The organism is Acinetobacter sp. CAU_H_S139_7 (assembly GCF_058599305.1).
The window spans coordinates 1,932,539-1,953,753 of record NZ_CM178651.1 but is presented as its reverse complement, the minus strand read 5'-3'; the positions used below and the strand labels follow the sequence as shown (position 1 = coordinate 1,953,753).

The following is a 21,215-nucleotide window of genomic DNA, read 5'->3' as shown; positions in this document are numbered from 1 at the left end:
CTTTCAGTTTTATTGAAAGAACCTAACTCGATTAATCAATATTATAAAAATAAAATAGCCAACATCCAATCATGAAAGAGTAATTAAAAATGTTGATTTCCAAAAGAAGGATTATTCATGCGCTCAGCTATGAAATCATCCTATTGGTGATCATTGCTGTTGCCTTAAGTTTCATATTCCATATGCCTTTAGAAGTCACCGGTGTACTCGGTATTGCCATGGCTGTCACTTCGGTCATATGGAATATGGTGTTTAACCATTTTTTTGAAAAGTTTGAAGCGAAAAGAAAGCTAAAAAGAACCATCGGCGTGCGTGTTCTTCACGCGATTGGTTTTGAAGGTGGTTTGATGCTTGCAACCATCCCAATGGTGGCATATGCAATGCAAATGAGTATTTGGCAAGCTATCGTGCTCGACTTTAGTTTAACCATGTGTATTTTGGTTTATACCTTTATTTTCCAGTGGTGTTATGACTGCCTAGAAGAACAGTTAGGCTACAAACCAAAATATCATTAATAATAGATCTCTTGCGAAAGTCATTATTGCAAGTTTATCCGGTTTACGAGTGCAGCAATTAAGTTAATGCGTAAACCGAATCTTTTCCGTCTATTTCGATAGCGTTCACTTAATATTCTAAATGTTTTCAATTGACTATTAATGTGTTCGATCACAACTCGTATTTTTCCAATCATTTTATTGTACCTTTTCTCAACATCAAATAAGGGTAAATTCTTCTTTTTCTTTATTGGCATCAATAATTTAAAGCCATCTTGCTCTAATCCGTAGTACCCTAAATCGGTCATAACATATTCACAATGTTTGAATTTCTTAACCGTTTTTCTTGCCAATTTAATATCATGCTGACTGCCATTCGATATATCTAGCCCTATGATTTGTTTGCTGTTCGGATGATAGATCACTTGTGCTTTTAGCGTATGTTTCTTCTTTTTACCACTGTAGAACTTACTCTGATTTTTTTTTCGGACGTTCTATTGAACATTCTGTCGCATCAATAATGACCCAGTTAAAGTGTTCGTCTGCTGTGGTAATGCTTCGTTTTGGCAGAGTAAAACGTCTTGATTTCATCAATGCATCTTCAACCTTTTTAATGGTTCGATTCACATTACTTTCAGCGATATGGTAATTTGCCGCTAATTCCAGTTGAGTGCTGTAGTTCCGTAAGTAATTGAGAGTTAATAACAACTGATCCTCTATATCTAAAGTATGAGGACGACCTGATTTCTTTTTGAGTGATTCTGCTTTTTCTAAAACCTCTACCATTTCAGTAAAAACTTGTCGAGGTACGCCAACCAAGCGTTTGAATTCAGAATCTGAAAAACGATTTAATTTCTGATATCTCATGAAATTTATATTGAGGTGGTTTTTACTTTCGCAAGAGATCTAATTAATTAAAAAATCCATTAATTAGTCATAAAGGCCTTATCTGATAAAGTAAGGCCTTTATTGATATTAAATACTTTATATTTTAACAAAAGATGAAAATTGATCACAATTTGATCATACAAATAACTCCATTTATTACATAACTTCTAAATATAAAAACAAAGAAGTGTTTTTATAAAACTTAATAAAAAATATATCGTACAAGGAGTTAGACGATGAAAATAGGCGCTTTAGTTGTATCTATAGCTTTACTGAGTGTTACACAGTCAGGCTTTTCAGCTACAGGTGGAAGTTTTAAACGGTTTTCTGTTTCTGCGGGGTGGTTACATGCTATGCCTCAAGGAAAGACCAATCCATTTAATATTTCGACTCCAATTGCAAATGGTAGGAATGCAAATATTGGATCGGTCTCATTGAATGCTGTTGTTAATTCAATTGATCCTTCGGATGTAAATGCAGATGCTATGAAAAGTATTCTTAATATGCTTGGAGATATGTATAAAGAAAATCCGAACGAACCTGAATTGAGCCAGTTCTTTGAGTTAAAAAATGTGAATGGCACAGATGAGGTCTATTTAAAAGATGCTTTGTCAGGTAGTGCAGACTTATACGGTTTAGAGCAATGGACAGCTGGGGGGAGCGGCCTTGAAGTTCAAGATGCAGATACGCTCGGTTTAATGATGAATTATTATGTAAATGATAATGTTTCATTACAGCTGATTGGAGGAATATCGCCAAAAGTCGATATTAAAGGAAAAGGAGAAATATTAGCGCCTATGTCAGGTATAGGCCATACAGGTATAGGTCTTGATTTGCCTTTAGCACAAGTAGCACAAGATATTCCAATTACAAATTTAGGAAGTAAGTCTAAAGTTGCGACAGTCCGTGCTTGGACTCCTGCATTTGAAGCACAATATCAGTTTGGTAAGTCTGGGATAAATAAATTCCGCCCATATGTTGGCTTAGGCATCATGTATGCACATTTTGGTAGCATTATGTAAAAGTAAAATCTGAAGATGCCTTTGCTCCAATCGTAAGTCTTGGCGCAACATATGACATAACTTCTAATTGGTACGGCGTGGCATCTGTTTCATATTCAAAATTAAATAATAAAACTACGATCGATGTTATAGATAGGAATACAGGAAATCGTTTAATTCATTCTTCTACTAAAATCGATATCGATCCTTTAATTACTTACCTTGGCGTAGGTTATCGTTTTTAATCTAATCAGCGAAAAAGCATTTAGGAATGCTTTTTCTAACCATAATTTTTATTTCATCTATAAAAATGCAAAGACCCTTGGAAGTACAACTTTCAAGGGTCTTTTTTTCAAAAGTGAAAACAGTTAATTATTTTTCAATAATCGCTGTTACACCTTGGCCGCCAGCAGCACAAATTGAAACCAGTACGCGACCTGAACCTTTTTGGTTGATCAGCTTCGCAGCAGTAGCAATGATACGACCACCAGTTGCAGCAAATGGGTGACCTGCTGCAAGTGAAGAACCTTTTACGTTGAGTTTAGTGCGGTCAATTGAACCGAGTGGAGCATCTAAACCTAAACGGTCTTTACAGAATTTTGGATCTTCCCAAGCTTTCAACGTTGAAAGAACTTGCGATGCAAATGCTTCATGAATTTCGTAGTAGTCGAAGTCTTGAAGCTTAATGCCAGCACGTTCAAGCATACGTGGAACTGCATAAGCAGGTGCCATCAATAGGCCTTCTTTTTTCTCAACGAAATCAACAGCAGCCGTTTCTTGGAAGGTTAAGTAAGCAAGCACTTCGTGACCGTTTACTTTTGCCCATTCTTCTGATGCTAAAAGCACACAAGACGCGCCATCTGTAAGTGGGGTTGAGTTACCCGCAGTCATGGTACGCGCATCGCCTTTACCAAAAGCTGGTTTGAGCTTAGCAAGTTTTTCAACCGTAGAGTCAGCACGTAAGTTGTTGTCACGCTCTAAACCTAAGAATGGTGTGATGAGGTCATCGAAGAAACCTTCTTCGTAAGCCGCAGCCATTTTTTGGTGTGAAGATGCAGCAAGTTCGTCTTGTGCTTCACGTGCAATACCCCATTCAAGCGCAGTAATAGCTTGGTGATCACCCATAGAAAGACCTGTGCGTGGCTCACCATTTTTTGGCGCATCCATCAAGTCTTTTAGGTTGATTTTAGTTAAAGCTTTTAAACGGTCTTTACCCGTTTTTGCAATGTTGAGTTCAAGCAATGCTTTACGTAAACCATCACCAAACGCAATTGGTGCATCAGACGTCGTATCGACACCACCAGCCACACCCACTTCAATTTGGCCCAGTGCGATTTTGTTGGCAACTAAGAAAGCTGCTTGTAAGCCAGTGCCACATGCTTGCTGAATATCGTAAGCAGGTGTTTCTGGTGCAAGTGCAGTGTTTAGTACACATTCACGGGTCATGTTAAAGTCACGGCTGTGTTTAAGTACCGCACCAGCAACCACTTCACCAAGGCGTTGACCTTGAAGATTAAAACGTTCAACAAGACCGTTTAACGCTGCTGTGAACATATCTGTATTCGAAGCGGTGAAATATGCGCCATTTGAGCGAGCGAAAGGAATACGGTTACCACCGATAATAGCCACGCGGCGAACAGTGTTTTGACTCATGGTTTGATCCTGTTGAACAGCAGTTTGAGTTTTTGGTTTTGAAGCATTTGTAGAAGAAGCGGGGCTTTTACTACGAGTTGACGCAGCACGAGTGCGAGTCGGCTTAGTCGTGTTATTTACTGATTGGGTTGTTGTGCCAGTACTTTTAGTTCTACGAGATGTACTTTTTGATGTATTTGACACAGTTTCCGTAGCAGAATTTTCCACTGCTGGATTTTCTTGAGTTGTTTTGCTCATAAGGCTTTTCCAAGCATGTTAATCTATTCTTAGGGTGTACATTAGCATATTATAAAAAGGGCTGAATTGACTAGAATGACATTGCAATAGGCTTTCAGGTCAAGACATATCCTCTATAACTCAAGTATGATTCTATAGAAACCGATGGAACTATTGAAATATAAGACTCTAGACATCACTTTGAAGTTAAAAGGATATCTTTGAATCCATCAACAATTAATTTGTATGAGAGATAAAAAACATGACTGATCAATACCAAACTTTTGCAAAATCTCCAATTGGTAAATTTGTCATTAAAAATTTGGGTTTACCTGCACCAACTTTTTTAGACCGTTTTGAGTCAGCAACGCCTGTTATTAAAGGTGCTGTTTTACTGGGTGCAGCAGCAAACAGTTCATTGTCTGGTGCAATTGCGCAAGTGTTGGCAAATGTTCATGCCAATAGCTATGCAGGTAACAATGCACATTTACAGCAAGCTGCGGCTAAAGTGGGCTTAAACTTAAGTGCATTTAATGCAGGCGACAAAGAGTCTAAATTCAAAGTTGTTATTTTTGATGCATCTGGTATTGAGTCATCAGAGCAACTCAATGAGTTATATAACTTCTTTAACCCTATCGCACGTCAAGTGGCTGCTTCTGGTCGTGTGATTGTGATAGGTACGACACCTGAAACTGCGGGTAGTGTGAAAAAAGCGATTGCACAGCGCGCGCTTGAAGGCTTCGTGAAGTCTGTCGGTAAAGAGTTTAAAAAGGGTGTTGCAGCACATTTGATTTATGTGGATGCAGGTGCAGAGGCAAATCTTGAGTCAACTTTACGTTTTGCAGCATCTCCACGTTCTGCTTATGTTTCTGGTCAAGTGATTCGTGTTTCTAAAGCTGCTGTTGTAGATGTCGACTGGGCTAAACCATTGGCAGGTAAAACTGCTGTAGTGACAGGTGCGAGCCGTGGTATTGGTGAAGCGATTGCACATGTCTTGGCACGTGATGGTGCGCATGTGATTTGTTTAGATGTGCCACAGCAACAAGCAGATCTTGACCGTGTTGCAGATGAGATCGGTGGTTCAACACTGGCAATTGATATCACAGCAAACGATGCAGGTGAAAAAATTAAAGCTGCGGCAGCTGCTCAAGGTGGTTTAGACATCATCGTGCATAACGCAGGTATTACCCGCGACAAAACGTTGGCAAATATGAAGCCTGAGCTTTGGGACTTGGTGATTAACATTAACCTGTCTGCAATTGAACGTGTAAATGATTATTTACTTGCGAACGAGGGTTTAAATGCCAATGGTCGTATTGTTTGTGTATCATCTATTTCAGGTATTGCAGGTAACCTAGGTCAAACCAACTATGCTGTGTCGAAAGCAGGTGTAATTGGTGTAGTTAAATTTACTGCTCCAACTTTGACGAATGGCATTACCATCAATGCGGTTGCGCCAGGTTTCATTGAAACGCAAATGACCGCTGCAATTCCATTTGCAATCCGTGAAGCGGGTCGTCGTATGAACTCGATGAGCCAAGGTGGTTTACCTGTAGATGTTGCTGAAACCATTGCTTTATTTGCAGCGACAGCATCGACTGGTTTAAACGGCAACGTGGTACGTGTTTGTGGTCAAAGCTTGTTGGGTGCTTAATTTAAAAGCTTGAATTTATCTCTCCTTTAGAGGGGGATAAATTCTTTATATTATAAGTGGGATGGTATTTTTCCCTCATCCTAACCTTCTCCCTGAGGGAGAAGGAGCTTTCAAAAATATTGAAATAAAAACTTCTCAAAGGTTCAGTATGAAGACTCGCCATTTTAGTCAACTTCCAAAACCATATATGGCTTATCCGAAAGTCATTCAAGGTTTGATCTTTAAAAAGCCAAAAGGTGAAAAAGTCTTACCGCAGGTTGAGTATGTGGTGGATTCTTTTAACGTCGATCAAAAGCATTTGAAAGCTTATAACCAAGTGTGTGGCTTTAAAAATAATGGTTATATTCCTGCGATTTATTTGGCCGTATTATCGCAAAGCCTACAAATGCACATGATGGGGCAAGAGCCGTTTCCATTTCCTGTGCTAGGTTTGGTGCATATTCGCAATCAAGTTAAACAAATGCGTAAAGTTGGCGTCAATGAAACCCTTACTTTATCATGTAAATATGGCGCGCTTGAGCCACATGATAAAGGTGTTCAGTTCGATTTCATTACCACGGTGAAAGTTGGCAATGAAGTGGTGGTTGAAGCCTTAACCACGTATTTAGCACGTCAAAAGACCGATGGTAAAACAGCACCAAAATTAGTTGAAGCAACGACTCCAGATTATCAGCCGAATGCAGTCTGGGCAGTCTCTGAAAACACAGGTCGTCGTTATGCAATGACCTCGGGCGACTTCAACCTCATCCACATTCATGCAGTGACAGCAAAAGCTTTTGGTTTCAAACAGGCCATTGCGCACGGCATGTGGAGTAAGGCCCGAGCGTTGGCTTCGATTACATTGCCTGATGCTTATGAAGCGGATGTTTGGTTTAAACTGCCGATGTATTTACCGTCAACAGTCGATTTTATGACCGCGACAGAAGGTGCAAATACCGCTTTCTTAATTCGAAATAGTAAGAATCAAAAACCGCATGTGACGGGACAGGTGAAAGCACTATAATTTTTAAAAGCCCAGTTTAGATTACACTGGGCTTTTTTATGCCAGCTTAAAATACAAGGATGTGTAAATGAAAATTTTAAAACAATATTTACAAGCGAATCCGAACCATTATCAAGGCTATGTTGACCCACGTTTTCAAAGTGTTGCCCATCTGTTTAGCCGTTTACAGGATGCTCGTTCAGCATATGGCGGTGCAGCCTGTGTTTTATATTTTCAGGGTGAAAAAGTTGTCGATATCTATACGGGTTTGGCAGCGGTAGATTCTCCTTGGCAGGCCAATACTATGTCGGTGTGTTATTCGACGGGCAAAGGCGTGCTCGCAACCTTGGCACATATTTTAGTCAGTCAGGGTGTACTGAGCTACGACCAACCGATTGCGGATTATTGGCCTGAATTTGCCCAAAATGGCAAAGGGAAGATGACGCTAAGACACGTGCTGAGTCATCAAAGTGGATTATTTGATATTCGTAATAACATTGCCGATGCAACAGAGATGTTGGATTGGGCACATATGTTAGACGTATTTGAAAGGGCGCAACCACGCTTTGCAATTAGTGAAGATGCTGCCTATCAACCTTTGTCATTTGGTTGGCTGGTCGGTGGTGCTTTAGAAAAAGCAACGGGGAAACCTTTAACTAAACTCTTCCAAACCTATTTAGTTGAGCCACTTGAGCTAGATGGGGCTTACTTTGGTGCACCCAGTGCTGAATTAAAACGTATCGCACGACCCATTGTCCGTCCTGTATCTATCCAACCAAATCAAAAAAGTCCAACGAAAGTGCGTAAAGTTTCATTGCTTGATAAAGCGATGCAGTGGTCAGGGCAAGATCCACAAGACTTTCAAGATGGCATGATTCCCAAAGGTATGAAAAAGGTCAGCTTTTATCAGGATGATGCGATTCAGGCGATCATTCCCGCAGCAAATGGTGTATTTACAGCCAATAGTTTAGCCAAAGTGTATGCGATGCTATCTCAAAAAGGAATTTGGAAAGGTCAGCAGTTGATTCGTCCTGATGTGTTTTCTGAGTTGAGTCGAGTGCAATATACCGATCGAGATCGGGTGATGCCGATACCTATGCATTGGCGCTTGGGTTATCACCGTATATTAACCTTAGGAAAAACTGCAGAGCAGGGTTTTGGTCATATGGGCTTTAATGGTTCAGGGGCTTGGGGCGATGGTGAGCGAGGCTTGAGTTTTGCTTATACACATAACTTTGCTACAGGTTCTTTGACTGGGGATTATCGACTTTGGGCTTTGAGCCAAGAAAGTTTACGCTGCGCAGATGCGGTTTTAAAAGGCAAAAAAGGCTGGTTTTGACGGGGCTGAGATTTAGTCATCGTCTAAAATATGTTATGTTCGTCGCGGTTTAGGTTTTGAATATTTGTGACATGAAGGCTCCCATTCTTATCCCGCTGGTTGCTACAGGATTACTCTTAGGTTGTTCCGAGGCGAATCAAACGCAACATGATCAGTCTAAACTCCAAGTGGCAGAACAAAAGCAGATTATTCCTGCGTGGGTTGGGAGTTATCAGGGGACAACGCCGTGTATGGGGTGTTTGTCCCGTTGTGAAGACTGTCCGGGTATGGCAGTTGCACTTGAGCTGCATGAAAACATGACCTACACCCTAAAACGAGAAAGTTTGAGTGGCCATAATGAAATCGAAACTTTGACTGGACCACTTCGTTTTAATGCTCAAGATCAGCACAAGGTAGAGTTGGTGAATGTGACAACGCGAAACTTACTTTATGTCGATTTAGAAGATCGTGTTCTAGAAATACGTGAAGATGTGACTGGAAAAAAATACCAAATGCAGAGTGATTTTGTTTTGGTGAAACCAGCTTAATTTTCTAAATATCTGTATTTTAGAAATTCATTTTAATATTTACATCTTTTTGCTTTTCCAAAGCTCTCACTTTATTTCAAATCCATAATCTAAATACATAAATAGCTTGAGATAGGGAGTGGGATAAAAATGGAGCTAATGGTTTTTGAATTATTGATCTAAATCAGCTTTATAGCTTAGAAATGCGAGAAGGGGGTGAAGTAATTCATTCACTCTTTGACAAAAAAACAGTATGCTTAGGCCTATAAAAAGGAGCATACATGTATCAAGTACTTGCACGGAAATATCGTCCTCGTAATTTTAATGAGCTAGTGGGTCAAAACCACGTCTCTCGAGCGCTAACCAGTGCTTTGGAGCGCGGACGTTTGCACCATGCTTATTTATTTACAGGAACGCGTGGGGTCGGAAAAACCACCATTGCCCGTATTTTGGCGAAGTGCTTGAACTGTGAAACAGGTGTGACTTCGACGCCGTGCGAAGTTTGCCCAACCTGTACCGCCGTGAATGAAGGCCGTTTTATTGACTTGATTGAAATCGATGCGGCATCACGTACTAAAGTTGAAGATACGCGAGAACTTTTAGACAATGTTCCTTATGCGCCAACACAAGGTCGTTTTAAGGTCTATTTAATCGATGAAGTACATATGCTGTCTACGCATTCTTTTAATGCTTTACTCAAAACATTGGAAGAACCACCTGAACATGTGAAATTCCTTTTTGCAACCACAGATCCTCAAAAGCTCCCAATTACTGTGATTTCGCGTTGTTTGCAATTTACACTACGCCCGTTGGCTGTAGATGAAATTACCGAGCATCTGGGGAATATTTTAAATAAAGAAAGCATCCAAGCTGAACAAGATGCGATTTGGCAAATTGCAGAGTCTGCCCAAGGCTCATTACGAGATGCACTTTCTTTGACAGACCAAGCGATTGCTTACGGTCAGGGAGCCATCCAGCACCAAGATGTCAAAGAAATGTTGGGTTTAATCGATCGTACTATTATTTATGATTTGATACTTGCGATACATCAAAACCAAAAACAACGGGTGAGTGAGTTGCTGATGCAATTCCGCCAGCAAGCACTGGATGTATCTTTAGTTTTGGATCAGCTGATTTCGACTTTACATGAGTTGGCGCTATTACAATATTTGCCTGAACTTAGTCTCAAATATAGTGCTGAAATTAATAAAAAAATCATGCAATTGTCTCAGCAAATTGCTGCGCAAGACTTGCAACTTTATTACCAAATTGCATGTAAAGGGCGTGCTGAATTACAGCTAGCAGTCACCCAAGAGCAAGGCTTTGAAATGTCAGTGCTGCGCATGTTGGCGTTCCGTCCATTACAACCAAATGAAGTGTTGGTGGCTCATGCCAATAGTGCTGTAGTTGAATCTGTACAACAAACGGCAATACCGAGTGCTGCTCCAGAAACGGCTTTGCAGCAAGATGCTCAAACTGTAGATGTTGATGCGGCATTTGAAGACGCTGCAATAACTCAGAATGCAGAACCTGAGTTTAAACCTGAACTTGATGATGTCGATCTTTCAGAAAGCGCCGAAGATAATAAACCACCAGTGGACTCATCTCAGCAATCTGATCAAATCGTATTCGACCCTTCAAGCGATGAAGTGTTGTTCGATTTAGATGAAGCAGACGAATTTAATGCTCGAAGCAATGACGATGAGCCAAATAGTGATGATTTCTTATTTGATGAAATTGTACCGCTAGACCTAGAAAGTCAAAATGATGCTTCCCTTGAAGATGTCGTAGCAATAGCTGAACCTGCTGTGCAAGCGGAGTCTTCTGATTTAGCAAATGAAGTGCTTTCAGCAGATAGCGTACAGGACACCCAAGTTGTAGAAAATGAAAGCCTGCAAACTGTTGCTGCTATTGTAGAGCCCGTTCAACTTGAACAGGTTTCAACTGCATCAGCCGATTTAATGCCACAAGATATTTTACAACTTCAAACGCAGCAGTTAGTCGGTGAGTGGACTGTGGAGAAGTGGGAGTACTGGTTCAGAAGCAGTGGCTTATCACCCGCGGTACAAGAGTTGGCTCAGCAAGGTTTAATGGCTGGGCAAATTAATGCCGAGTCTGTGTTTATGATTCCGCAGCGTTATGAGCAACTCCTCACCCAATTACGTCATGTCTTGGAAGATGCGCTCAAAGCTGAATGGCCTCAGACGCGTTTTGATGTGAAATATGCAGAAGTTGAAACGATTACCCCTTACACCATGCAGGCGCAGCGCAAGCAAAGAGCATTTCAACGTGCGCATGAATTACTGCAAAACGAAGATACGGTCAAAGGCCTTGTACAAACTTTTGATGGTGAATTGCAGAATATCCAACTTAAGTAATGCCATGGCTTAAGTAGTGGCGCAAAGCACTCCGCATTTCAGATGGAATCGGGGTGCTTTTGCGTGTTTCACGGTCTACAAAGACATGAACAAAATGTCCTTGAGCTGAAGCAGTTTCTTGACCAAATTTGAAAATGGCAAGTTCGTAAGTGAGTGAAGAGTTTCCTATTCTAGAAATAGTCACACCAATATCAATAATCTCAGGATAAGACAACTCATGTAAGAAACTGCATGCTGAGTCGACCACTAAACCAATAATAGGGGATTGGTGAATATCAAAATTTGCTTTTTCAATCAGTAAGGCATTTGCGGCAGTATCAAAATAACTATAGTAGGTGACGTTGTTGACATGGCCATAGAGGTCATTGTCTGACCAACGTGTTTGAATCGGTAGAAAATAATGAAATTGGTCACGTGTCTTTGCAGCTTGTCTCATCGATATCATCCTTAAAATCGTCTTATAAATAGCCTAAGCTAATTATATGGCTTAGCTGTAAATGGCTTGATAAATTTCCCGTGCCTGTTGCCACTCTAGTTCTCTTGGGTTGTTTTGTAGTAGGCGTGTTTGTAACATGGCATCGGTTGCAAGCTGATCTAGACTGTGTTCAGAAACATTCAATGCCTTGAGTTTTAAGGTTAAACCACTGCGGTCTAAATGGTTTTGCATATGATCAACGAAAAGATCAGAAAGACCATCGGTACAGCCTGTACTTTTTGGATCGAGCCAGCAGATCAGTTCCGCATAATGTTGCTTGGCTTGGGGGAGGTTAAACTTTAAAACCTCTGTCAGCACTAAGGCATTGCTATGTCCATGAGAAATGTGAAAATGCCCACCCAATGGATAAGCAAGCGCATGAACAGCACCGACAGGGGCATTGGCAAAGGCTTGTCCTGCCAACATCGAACCGACTAACATATTTTGTCGAGCTTCTAAATTTCGACCATCTTCTAGCACTAAACTGAGGTTCTGATTCAGCAGTTTTAAAGCATGTTTTGCTAACATGTCGGCATAGGGGTTTTTCTTGATTTTAGAGGTATAAGCTTCAATCGCATGTACCATCGCATCAATGCCTGTGGCAGCACTAATATGACGCGGCAGATTTTCAGTAAATGTCGCATCCAAGATCGCCACATCGGCAAAAAGAACGGGTGCTACGATTCCAGTCTTTGTCGTTTCACCTGTGGTGACAATCGAAATTGGTGTGACTTCAGAGCCTGTCCCTGCAGTGGTAGGGACTAAAATTAAGGGTAGACGAGGTGCTTGGGCATTATTCACCCCATAAAGATCGGCTAACTTCTGCTGCTGTGCAGGATGGCTGAGGATGGCAATAATTTTTGCAACATCCATAGAGCTGCCACCACCAAAGCCTAAAACGACATCTACCTTTTGCTGTTTGGCATAATCAACCGCATTTAAAACAATTTGCTCACTCGGATCTGCTTCAACCTCACTGTAAATACTGTAAGTCAGAGAGAGATCTTCTAATATTTCTAAGATGGGAAGATGGAGCTGATGCTTTAACATGCCTGCATCTGTAACCAATAACAGATGCTGATAAGGACGTGCTGTTAAAATGCCTCTGAGTTGCTGAATGCTGCCTAAGCCAGAAATAATATTCGGCACAGTTTGAAATTGAAATTGGTTCATAACAGCATCCTTTTTTATATCTTATCCAACAATATTGTTTTGTACTTCTATAGGATTCATCCTCTAAATAACTTAACATAAGACACTTGAAAATAAAGCTGTTTCGAGGTGGTTATGTCATTCACAGCGCCCTATAAGGTGTTATGTGTCTGTTTAGGAAATATTTGTCGTTCTCCCACGGCAGAAGTGGTTCTCAGACATTTTTGTGATGCACATCAGCTCAATATCGAAATCGATTCGGCGGGAACCAGTAATTACCATCCCAACAAAGCACCTGACTTGCGTAGTCAAGAACATGCTTTAAAACGGGGCTATGATTTATCCAGCTTACGTGCACGACAGTTACAGACCAGTGATTTTGTCCATTTCGATTTAATTTTGGCGATGGATCATCGTAATTTTGACGATATTCAAGCGTTGTATCAAACAGCGCAAACTGAATTTGGTGCTCAACCTCTCCGCGCTAAAGTTGCACTGATGTCTGAACATGACGCGCAGTATCCGCAGCAAGCATTACCTGATCCTTACTATGGTGGTTTTGATGGTTTTGAACGTGTTCTTGACCAATGTGAGTCGAGCAGCCAAGCGTGGGTCAGTATTTTTGAACAACACTTTGAACAGTAATTAAGGTTCGTGCATGCAAATAGAAACACAAAAACAGCTTAAACCTTTTAATACGTTAAGCTTAAATGCGATAGCCTCTCATTATGTTCAAATTCACAGTCCAGATGAGCTTGTTGAAGCATTGGATTATGCACAGCAACACGCTTTGAATGTCATGATTTTATCTGGTGGAAGTAATATGCTGCTTCCTGCACAAATTGATGCTCTAGTTGTGCATATGAACATTCTAGGCGTAGAAAACTTGTCTGAAGATGTGAATACCAAAACTATACGAGTCGGCGCGGGACAAGTTTGGCATGACTTTGTGCTTTGGACGACAGAACATCATTTATTTGGCTTGCAGAATTTGGCGTTGATTCCAGGGCTCGTGGGCGCATCTCCTGTACAAAATATTGGCGCTTATGGTGTAGAGGCCGGCGAGTTCATTGAAAGTGTACAAGTCTATGACCGACAGTTGAAAACGTTTAGCGATATTCAAGCCAAAGACTGTGCATTTAGTTATCGTCATAGTATTTTTAAAGATGATCCAACTCGCTATGTGATTACGCATGTGACTTTCAAGTTGTTGAAAAAAGAAGATTTGAAAATTAGCTATGGTGACTTAAAACAAGCCGTGGGTGATGAGCTAACAGCTTTTAATTTACAACAACAAGTGATTCAGATTCGTCAAAGTAAATTGCCTGATCCGAAAGAATTTCCAAACGTAGGCAGTTTTTTTAAGAATCCAATTATTAGTCAGCAAGCTTATGACCTTTTAGCCCAACAATTTGAAAAATTGCCACATTATCCGCAGTTGAATGGTGATGTTAAAATTGCAGCAGGTTGGCTGATAGATCAATCGGGCTGGAAAGGTAAGCAGCTTGGTGTGGTCGGGATGTTTGCCAAACAAGCCTTGGTTTTAGTGAATTATGCCAATGCAGATTTGAACGATGTACAGAGCACATACCGTGCAGTACAGCAGGATGTGTATAATAAATTTAAAGTTTTGTTGGAACCTGAGCCTGTGCTATTTAATTCGGCGGGTCTCATCCAATCTCATGAGGATCGTTAAAAGTATGAGTAAAACCCATAAAATGGTGCGTTTAATGCAAATCACTTCGGTGCTGTTTGCATTTTTCGGCTGTTTAATGATTTTTATTTATACACCTTTTTATTCTAAGCTGATTGTGGCGACATTGAATGCCTTTGTCCCTGTAGATGTCAATGAAGTTGCAGCACAAAGTCAAAAAATGGCAGCACTCAGTGAGCAAGAAAGCTTAGAACCGGGTTCTGATTTGTGGATTGCCCGCCAAGCGTACTTACAGTTGATGGAAGAGCAAATCAAAGAACATAATTCGCAAAACCTAACCACGATTCAGGTACGTTATAAAGCACTACAACAGTTAATTATGTCTGAACAGCGTGAAGAGCAAGAAAAAGAGCAAAAGCCTCAAATTCCTTTGGTGGTTGAGACGGCAAGTTCTGAGGTTGACCCGACTGAAAATGTCAAAGAACTGCTAGAGCTGAATAGCAAAGAAAATAAAGCCTTGATGGAACATTATCTCGACTTTTTAAAAACACATAAAGTTGAGACTGTAGAGGAAGAGCCGATAGATGAACAAATCTATCAGGACATCGCACAAATACATGCACAAAATGAAGAGAGAAAAGCGGCATTAAACATGCCGAATGCCATAGTTGTTTTGGGTGGTGGATTAACTTTAGACAAAAATCGTAAAGATATTGTGGTGAATGAATATACGCGATTACGTCTTGAAACCACATTGCAGGTCGAACAGCAGTTTAAGTTGCCCATTGTGCTTAGCGGTGTCGAAGCCCCGTATATGCAAAAATGGTTAAAGGCACGTGGAGTCGATGCGAAACTATTGGAAGATCGTAGTATGAACACCTGCGAAAACTCGCGCTTTAGCTCTTTGCTGTTGCAGAAAAAAGGTGGTGCACCTAGAGTGATTTTAATTACAGATCAATATCATATGCCACGTACACGCCGTTTATTTGCTTTAAATGGTATCGAAACACAGCCGATAGAGGCACCTATGCCGACCCAATTAACCCAATGGCGTCCAAGTGAACAAAATTATGATCATAGTCGCCGTGCCAATTATGAAATGCTCGCAACGATACGCGATGTACTGTTTGGTTCGAGTGACTGTAGGGAGATTCCATAATGCCTGAACTTCCTTTTTTAAATCCTTCTGTACTCAAACAGCTTGAACTTCCTGTGCCGAGTCGTGAGACGACACCACAGCTATTAATGCCTTTGAATCTAAACCAGCCGTATGAGGCATCGGTAGAGATGGTGTCTTATCGTCGTTTATACGGTTTAGACGCATTGGACTGTGATCACTGGCAAGGTTATGTTCAAATGCCTTTGTTTAAGCTGCATGTCCAAGTTTTTGCACCTAAAATTGAAAAAATTAAAGGTTCAGTCTGCCTGTTGCATGGTTATTTAGAGCATAGCGGAATTTATCAACCCATTATTAAAGAGTTGCTTGACCAAGGCTTTAGTGTACTGACCTATGATCTTCCGGGGCATGGACTCAGTGATGGATCACCTGCGAATATTCAAAATTTTGATCATTATCAAGATGTGTTACATGCTGTGGTGCGCTATGTCAAACATGCAGAACAGCTACCGCAACCGTGGCTAGGCATAGGGCAGAGCACTGGTGGTGCAATTTTGATGCATCATTTGCTTGAGTTTGCCGAACGCCGTGAAAACCCTTATGTGCAACGTGTTTTGTTGTTGTCGCCACTCATTCGACCTGCAAAATCCGCTTGGTGGCATAACTCGGTTGGATTAGGCATTATTCGACGGATTAAACGTCAAGTGCCGCGTCATTTTAGGCGGAATAACCATAACCCTGAGTTCTTACGCTTTGTTCGTTTAAAAGATCCGCTACAACCTCGTATGATGGGTATGGATTGGATTTTGGCTATGTCCAAATGGATGTTGGAAATGGAGCAGCGCCCAGCCTGTCGCATTCCTGTCTGGTTAGCCCAAGGTGCGCTGGATCAGACGGTAGACTGGCGTTATAACATTGAGTTTATTCGTGAAAAGTTTCGCTTACAGACTTTATTGATGTTGGAGGAAGGTTCACATCAATTGATCAATGAACGTTCAGATATTCGTGCGGCATTAACAGGTCTAATTCCAGCTTTTTTACATGCGCAGGGTTCATCGAGTGGATATTACTAACATTCTGTGATTTCTCTTATCGAAAATAAAAAGGAGGCTGATAGAGCCTCCTTTTTATTTAGAAATGTTCTAATTTGGACATATTCCACATACGGAAATAGAAGTTCTCTTCATCTTTATTTTCACAAGACAGCAGTTCACCATCTTTTAACCAAAAATGCAGCTGCGCATAGTTTCGAATTTCTCGGTCATTAATACGCTGTGCTAAATGGCGTGCTTTAATTTCTGCTGGATGTTTTAAGCCCGCTGAAGCAATCATTTCTGAAAGTGCCTTTAATGTGTTGTCATGAAAATGAAGTACACGTTCGGCTTTGGTGGGCACATGGATTGCTTTTTGACGCTCTTTGTCTTGTGTCGCAACACCGACAGGGCATTGGTTGGTATGACAACTTTGCGCTTGAATGCAGCCCACCGCGAACATAAACCCTCGTGCAGAATTGACCCAATCTGCACCAATTGCCATGGTACTGGCAATATCAAAGGCACTAACCAATTTGCCACTGGCACCAATTTTGATCTGGTCACGTAAACCAGCACCGACCAGTGTATTGTGTACAAAAAGTAAGCCTTCACGTAGTGGTACGCCCATATTGTCTATCAGTTCGATAGGTGCTGCACCAGTCCCGCCCTCGGAACCATCTACCACAATAAAATCGGGAATAATTTGAGTATGTAGCATGGCTTTGACAATGCTCATAAACTGCCAAGGCTGGCCAATACACAGCTTAAATCCGACTGGTTTACCTTCAGATAGCTCACGCAGTTTTTGAATAAAATGCATCATCTGAATAGGTGTTTTGAAGGCAGAGTGACTTGAAGGAGAAACACAGTCATGATCACGACTGACGCCCCGTATTTCGGCAATCTCTTCAGAAATTTTATCTTTCGGTAGAATCCCGCCATGGCCTGGTTTTGCTCCCTGAGAGAGCTTGATTTCGATCATTTTGACTTGAGGTCGTTTGGCTTGAACGGCAAATTTTTCAGGGTCAAATTGCCCATCTAGAGTACGGCAGCCAAAATACCCACTGCCTAACTCCCAAACAATATCGCCTCCATATTCAAGATGGTACGGACTTAAACTGCCTTCGCCAGTATCATGGTAAAAACCGCCCATTTGCGCTCCTTTGTTTAAAGCGCGAATGGCATTGGCACTCAGGCTGCCAAAACTCATGGCTGAAATATTGAAAATAGAAGCACTATAAGGTTGTGAACATTGCGAATTGCCCACCAGAATACGGAAGGTTTTAGGGTCAGCAGGTGTGCATGGGCTTAGTGAATGAGTCATGAAGCGGTAGTTGTCTGCATAGACATCGATAATGGAACCGAATGGTTTATCTGCATTTTGGTTTTTTGCACGTTGATAGACCAAACTGCGTTGCATCCGTGAAAAAGGCAGTGCGTCTTGATCGGCCTCAATAAAATACTGGCGAATTTCAGGGCGAAAATCTTCAAAAATAAAACGAAAGTGCCCCATAATCGGGTAGTTCTTTAAGATCGAATGTTTATTTTGTAAAACATCATGCAAGCCAACAAGACTCAGTAAACCAGTTATCAGCCAAATACTGTTCAGTAAAGTGTCCGAAATAAAATAATTAATATAGATAGGGGGGTGGCTATAATGAAAAAAAGAAATGCTCAAGAAAATAAAAATACACAGTAGCCAAATGGAGTGCCGTGAAAAAAAAGTATTGAGTAATTTATGACGTATGGATTGAGCAGGGCTAGACATATGGCTGGGCATCCTTCCTGATTGTTTAGACCTAATGTGCCAAGTCTCTATTTCATCTACAAGTAATAAATTGTTGTTAAGCCCGTTATTATTCGCAGGAGCAATCCAATATGAAAATTATGGATATATTTTATACAGATTGATATCTTTCAGAATTTAAAGTATATAAAATGAATATGAATAAGCACTTATTGTTCAAAAGAAAAAATTATAAATTACTTACTTCTAGGGATAGGTTAGGCCAAGCTTGCATCGGTATAGTGTGGTTGAAGAATGATAAGAAAAAGGGGAAGCTTCAGTGAAAAATAAGGAAACTGTTTTGCCTGCACCTGTTTTAATCGTGGAAGATGAAGCCATGATTCGCTCGCGCCTAGATCTGATCCTGTCGGAGCTAGGCTATAGTCAAGATATGCTGATTTTTGCTAAAAATTTAGCTGAATCCATGCAAATCATTGCATCACAGCCGATTTCTTTAGCCTTAGTTGATTTAGGGTTGCCCGATGGAAATGGTATTACCTTAATTGAAAAACTTAGAGAGATAGACGAAAGCGCCTTAATTTTGGTGATTTCGGCATGGAGTACACAGCAAAGTTTATTTGCCTCGATTAAGGCAGGAGCGAATGGCTATGTACTGAAAGAACGTGATGATGCTGAAGTATTGATGTCGATACGGAGTATTTTGCGCGGCGGAGCGCCGATTGATCCCTTTATTGCTCGCGAAATTTTAAATCAAATCTCAACCTCAAATACCCCCCAAACTGAGCGTGTAGAGCAGTTGGATGGTCAGGACTATGACCAACTGACCAATCGAGAAACTGAAATTCTCAACTTGGTGGCACAAGGCCTGAGTAACCGCGAAATTGCTGAGCAATTATTTGTTTCGCGCTATACCGTTGAAAGCCATATTAAGCATATTTACCGCAAGCTTTCTGTTTCAAAAAGAACCAAAGCTGTCAGCACTGCGCGTTCTTTAGGTATTTTATGAGAAATGGCTGGCTGAGCATTTTTGTCACACTGTGTTTGTGTGTGCTTAGTTTTGCCAGTTATGCGCAAACCAACTTTGCTGTTAGTCCAACTTGTAAAGTGAATGTCGATAAAATTTCTGCGGTGAAAACTAGTTCTGTCGATGTTGTTCCGAAGACTGGATGGGTAGAGGTCAAAAACCCTGACGTGTGGACAGAACGCTGGCCACATTACGATGGTGGCGTTTGGTACCATTTTAATTGGCATTGGAGTTGTAACGACAGTAATGAACTGAAGCAGCCTTTAGCATTTTCTGTGGAAGGCATGAGTAGCGCAGGCGCTGTTTTTTTTAATCGAAACCTGCTTTGGAAAGATAAGCATTTAGTTGAACCCCTATCAAAAAGTTGGAATACTCCGCGTTTTTGGATCCTTCCTGTCGAAAGCTTAAAACAAAAAAACAATGACATTTGGGTCTATGTGGTTGGTAATAGTTATGAAAGTCCGGGTTTAGGTAATTTAGAATTTTCTGACATCACAACAGCATATGATAAACAACAAAAACGAATTTGGAATAAAAGGGCGCTGTTTCAAGTCAACTTAGTCATTTCCACCACCTTAGGCTTGGTGTGCTTTGTCATTTGGTTTTTTAGACGCAATGAAACGACATTTCTGTGGTTTTCTGTTAGCTGTTTGTTTTGGGTATTGTTTATTTGGAATGTCATCAACCGAGAAGTGTTTCCATATCCAAACTCCTTGTGGGTCATGAAAACTAACCTGACTTTTTTTGTTTTATACAATGTTTGCTTTTCCATTTACTTACTGCGCTTTGTGAAAACAAAGTTTGCTGAATTAGAGAAAACCTTATTTTTAGTTGCTGCAGTGTGTATTGTCACCATCTTGTTTATCCCAAGTTTGATGGTCAATATCGTATTTGCTGTGATTTTCTTGTTATGTATTGCATTATTTATCGCATCATTCTGCTTTGTGATTTATCGCGCTTATAAAACCAAGCGCCGTGATTTTATTTTGTTGGCGGTTTGTTTAAGTGTGATTCTTATCGTCATGCTTTACGATATTTCACTACTTTTTGATGGACATATTAATGACCATCAGCCTTTGTCGCCGTATACCTCACCGGTGATCACTTTTTTTATTGTGATTATTCTCGCAACACGATTAGATAAAAATATTAAAAAAATACAAAGATTTAATAGTGAACTTGAGCAACGAGTGAGCTTTGTGACCAGTAATCTGTCCTCTAGTTTATATGCTCGACATCAATTAGAGCTTGAAAATGTCCGCCTACAAGAGCGTATTCATTTAGCGCATGATTTGCACGATGGTTTGGGTGCATCTTTGGTTCGTTCCATGATTTTAGTGGATCAGAGCTCCAGCACCATGTCGAATCAACAATTTTTATCCATCCTCAAATTGCTTCGAGATGATTTAAGACAAATTATTGATAGTGGTTCTTTAACCAATAACAAAACGCCAGATAATCCTGTGTTATGGATTGCTCCTGTTCGGCATCGGTTTAGTCAGATCATGGATGAGTTGGATATTGAGGCGACTTGGAGCATTCCAGAGGCATGGGAAATACAACCGACAGCACTACAATGTTTGACTTTAATTCGTGTTCTTGAAGAAAGTTTGACTAATATTATGAAGCACAGTCAAGCACGGCATATTGATGTAAAAATGTATTATCCAAGTACAACTCACTTGGTCATGATTATTCAGGATGATGGCGTAGGTTTTAATGTGGAGTGTGTGCTTAACCACGGGATGGGCATTGGTATGCGCAGTATGAAAATGCGTTTAGAAAAAATTGGTGCTGAGCTCAATATCGAATCTGAAAAAGGCTGTACCAAAATTATTGCCAGTTTAAGGTTTGGTGAGGGAGAAAGTGCTGAGTAGATTAGACTACCCAGCACTTGGTTT

At 40.7% G+C, this 21,215-nt stretch carries 17 protein-coding genes and 1 pseudogene; 13 read left to right on the top strand and 5 right to left on the bottom strand.

Annotation, left to right across the window (positions count from 1 at the left end):
• The first annotated feature begins 89 nt into the window (after positions 1-89).
• Positions 90-515 (top strand): chlorhexidine efflux PACE transporter AceI, encoded by a 426-nt coding sequence (aceI, locus tag AC4MC0_RS09555; protein WP_004696918.1) that lies wholly within the window; start codon positions 90-92, stop codon positions 513-515.
• 23 nt (positions 516-538) lie between these two features.
• On the opposite strand, the gene AC4MC0_RS09550 is transcribed toward aceI, so the two are convergent.
• Positions 539-1,361, bottom strand: a protein-coding gene (locus tag AC4MC0_RS09550) for an IS5 family transposase (protein WP_087554504.1) whose coding sequence is annotated in 2 segments (ribosomal slippage) — positions 539-979 and positions 981-1,361 — 822 coding nt in all. Because the reading frame shifts where the segments join, the coding sequence is not laid out codon by codon here.
• A gap of 257 nt (positions 1,362-1,618) precedes the next feature.
• On the opposite strand from AC4MC0_RS09550, the pseudogene AC4MC0_RS09545 reads away from it, so the two are divergent.
• Positions 1,619-2,628, top strand: a pseudogene (locus tag AC4MC0_RS09545) (OmpW/AlkL family protein).
• A 127-nt stretch (positions 2,629-2,755) separates the two neighbouring features.
• Here AC4MC0_RS09545 and AC4MC0_RS09540 read toward each other — a convergent pair.
• A complete protein-coding gene (locus tag AC4MC0_RS09540; protein WP_490737907.1) occupies positions 2,756-4,273 on the bottom strand; it encodes an acetyl-CoA C-acetyltransferase in 1,518 nt (505 codons plus the stop codon).
• Positions 4,274-4,514: 241 nt separating this feature from the next.
• Here AC4MC0_RS09540 and AC4MC0_RS09535 point away from each other — a divergent pair, with 241 nt between their 5' ends.
• The 5 genes from AC4MC0_RS09535 to dnaX all read left to right on the top strand — a co-directional run bounded on the left by AC4MC0_RS09535 (position 4,515) and on the right by dnaX (position 11,111).
• Positions 4,515-5,906, top strand: a complete 1,392-nt coding sequence (locus AC4MC0_RS09535) for a 3-oxoacyl-ACP reductase (RefSeq protein WP_490737906.1) — start codon at positions 4,515-4,517, stop codon at positions 5,904-5,906.
• Positions 5,907-6,054: 148 nt separating this feature from the next.
• Positions 6,055-6,909 (top strand): MaoC family dehydratase, encoded by an 855-nt coding sequence (locus AC4MC0_RS09530; protein WP_262470382.1) that lies wholly within the window; start codon positions 6,055-6,057, stop codon positions 6,907-6,909.
• 67 nt (positions 6,910-6,976) lie between these two features.
• A complete protein-coding gene (locus AC4MC0_RS09525) occupies positions 6,977-8,227 on the top strand; it encodes a serine hydrolase domain-containing protein (RefSeq protein WP_490737905.1) in 1,251 nt (416 codons plus the stop codon).
• A gap of 71 nt (positions 8,228-8,298) precedes the next feature.
• On the top strand, positions 8,299-8,754 hold the full coding sequence (locus tag AC4MC0_RS09520) for a copper resistance protein NlpE N-terminal domain-containing protein (protein WP_058951900.1): 456 nt from the start codon (positions 8,299-8,301) through the stop codon (positions 8,752-8,754).
• 260 nt (positions 8,755-9,014) lie between these two features.
• Entirely contained in the window at positions 9,015-11,111 is a 2,097-nt protein-coding gene (dnaX, locus tag AC4MC0_RS09515) for a DNA polymerase III subunit gamma/tau (protein WP_490737904.1), read from the top strand.
• Here the strand turns inward: dnaX and AC4MC0_RS09510 are convergent.
• Together AC4MC0_RS09510 and AC4MC0_RS09505 are read right to left on the bottom strand one after the other, a co-directional pair.
• Positions 11,104-11,547 (bottom strand): acyl-CoA thioesterase, encoded by a 444-nt coding sequence (locus AC4MC0_RS09510; RefSeq protein WP_178927967.1) that lies wholly within the window; start codon positions 11,545-11,547, stop codon positions 11,104-11,106. The genes dnaX and AC4MC0_RS09510 overlap by 8 nt on opposite strands.
• Positions 11,548-11,598: 51 nt before the next feature.
• Positions 11,599-12,759, bottom strand: coding sequence for an iron-containing alcohol dehydrogenase (locus AC4MC0_RS09505; protein WP_178927966.1), 1,161 nt, complete (start codon positions 12,757-12,759; stop codon positions 11,599-11,601).
• A gap of 114 nt (positions 12,760-12,873) precedes the next feature.
• Between AC4MC0_RS09505 and AC4MC0_RS09500 the strand changes: the two genes are divergently transcribed.
• The 4 genes from AC4MC0_RS09500 to AC4MC0_RS09485 are packed head-to-tail and all read left to right on the top strand — an operon-like array spanning position 12,874 to position 16,582.
• On the top strand, positions 12,874-13,383 hold the full coding sequence (locus AC4MC0_RS09500) for a low molecular weight protein-tyrosine-phosphatase (RefSeq protein WP_178927965.1): 510 nt from the start codon (positions 12,874-12,876) through the stop codon (positions 13,381-13,383).
• Between the two features lie 13 nt (positions 13,384-13,396).
• Complete coding sequence (gene murB, locus AC4MC0_RS09495) at positions 13,397-14,434, top strand: UDP-N-acetylmuramate dehydrogenase (protein WP_490737903.1); 1,038 nt, start codon at positions 13,397-13,399, stop codon at positions 14,432-14,434.
• A 4-nt stretch (positions 14,435-14,438) separates the two neighbouring features.
• Positions 14,439-15,551, top strand: a complete 1,113-nt coding sequence (locus tag AC4MC0_RS09490) for a YdcF family protein (RefSeq protein ID WP_490737902.1) — start codon at positions 14,439-14,441, stop codon at positions 15,549-15,551.
• Entirely contained in the window at positions 15,551-16,582 is a 1,032-nt protein-coding gene (locus AC4MC0_RS09485) for an alpha/beta hydrolase (RefSeq protein WP_078425053.1), read from the top strand. The genes AC4MC0_RS09490 and AC4MC0_RS09485 overlap by 1 nt, the downstream gene beginning before the upstream one ends.
• Positions 16,583-16,640: 58 nt before the next feature.
• Here AC4MC0_RS09485 and AC4MC0_RS09480 read toward each other — a convergent pair whose 3' ends face one another.
• Positions 16,641-18,311, bottom strand: a complete 1,671-nt coding sequence (locus tag AC4MC0_RS09480) for an FMN-binding glutamate synthase family protein (protein ID WP_490737901.1) — start codon at positions 18,309-18,311, stop codon at positions 16,641-16,643.
• Between the two features lie 298 nt (positions 18,312-18,609).
• On the opposite strand from AC4MC0_RS09480, the gene AC4MC0_RS09475 reads away from it, so the two are divergent.
• Together AC4MC0_RS09475 and AC4MC0_RS09470 are read left to right on the top strand one after the other, a co-directional pair.
• A complete protein-coding gene (locus AC4MC0_RS09475) occupies positions 18,610-19,296 on the top strand; it encodes a LuxR C-terminal-related transcriptional regulator (protein ID WP_078388851.1) in 687 nt (228 codons plus the stop codon).
• A complete protein-coding gene (locus AC4MC0_RS09470) occupies positions 19,293-21,191 on the top strand; it encodes a sensor histidine kinase (RefSeq protein WP_279691966.1) in 1,899 nt (632 codons plus the stop codon). The genes AC4MC0_RS09475 and AC4MC0_RS09470 overlap by 4 nt, the downstream gene beginning before the upstream one ends.
• Positions 21,192-21,215 lie beyond the last annotated feature (24 nt).

What these genes read in the sequence shown, in the direction of transcription:
- AC4MC0_RS09505 (WP_178927966.1), bottom strand. Translation starts at nt 12,759, where the DNA reads ATGAACCAATTTCAATTTCAAACTGTGCCGAATATTATTTCTGGCTTA.
- AC4MC0_RS09520 (WP_058951900.1), top strand. Translation starts at nt 8,299, where the DNA reads ATGAAGGCTCCCATTCTTATCCCGCTGGTTGCTACAGGATTACTCTTA.
- murB (WP_490737903.1), top strand. Translation starts at nt 13,397, where the DNA reads ATGCAAATAGAAACACAAAAACAGCTTAAACCTTTTAATACGTTAAGC.
- AC4MC0_RS09525 (WP_490737905.1), top strand. Translation starts at nt 6,977, where the DNA reads ATGAAAATTTTAAAACAATATTTACAAGCGAATCCGAACCATTATCAA.
- AC4MC0_RS09530 (WP_262470382.1), top strand. Translation starts at nt 6,055, where the DNA reads ATGAAGACTCGCCATTTTAGTCAACTTCCAAAACCATATATGGCTTAT.
- AC4MC0_RS09510 (WP_178927967.1), bottom strand. Translation starts at nt 11,547, where the DNA reads ATGAGACAAGCTGCAAAGACACGTGACCAATTTCATTATTTTCTACCG.
- dnaX (WP_490737904.1), top strand. Translation starts at nt 9,015, where the DNA reads ATGTATCAAGTACTTGCACGGAAATATCGTCCTCGTAATTTTAATGAG.
- AC4MC0_RS09480 (WP_490737901.1), bottom strand. Translation starts at nt 18,311, where the DNA reads ATGTCTAGCCCTGCTCAATCCATACGTCATAAATTACTCAATACTTTT.
- AC4MC0_RS09485 (WP_078425053.1), top strand. Translation starts at nt 15,551, where the DNA reads ATGCCTGAACTTCCTTTTTTAAATCCTTCTGTACTCAAACAGCTTGAA.
- AC4MC0_RS09470 (WP_279691966.1), top strand. Translation starts at nt 19,293, where the DNA reads ATGAGAAATGGCTGGCTGAGCATTTTTGTCACACTGTGTTTGTGTGTG.
- AC4MC0_RS09490 (WP_490737902.1), top strand. Translation starts at nt 14,439, where the DNA reads ATGAGTAAAACCCATAAAATGGTGCGTTTAATGCAAATCACTTCGGTG.
- aceI (WP_004696918.1), top strand. Translation starts at nt 90, where the DNA reads ATGTTGATTTCCAAAAGAAGGATTATTCATGCGCTCAGCTATGAAATC.
- AC4MC0_RS09535 (WP_490737906.1), top strand. Translation starts at nt 4,515, where the DNA reads ATGACTGATCAATACCAAACTTTTGCAAAATCTCCAATTGGTAAATTT.
- AC4MC0_RS09500 (WP_178927965.1), top strand. Translation starts at nt 12,874, where the DNA reads ATGTCATTCACAGCGCCCTATAAGGTGTTATGTGTCTGTTTAGGAAAT.
- AC4MC0_RS09540 (WP_490737907.1), bottom strand. Translation starts at nt 4,273, where the DNA reads ATGAGCAAAACAACTCAAGAAAATCCAGCAGTGGAAAATTCTGCTACG.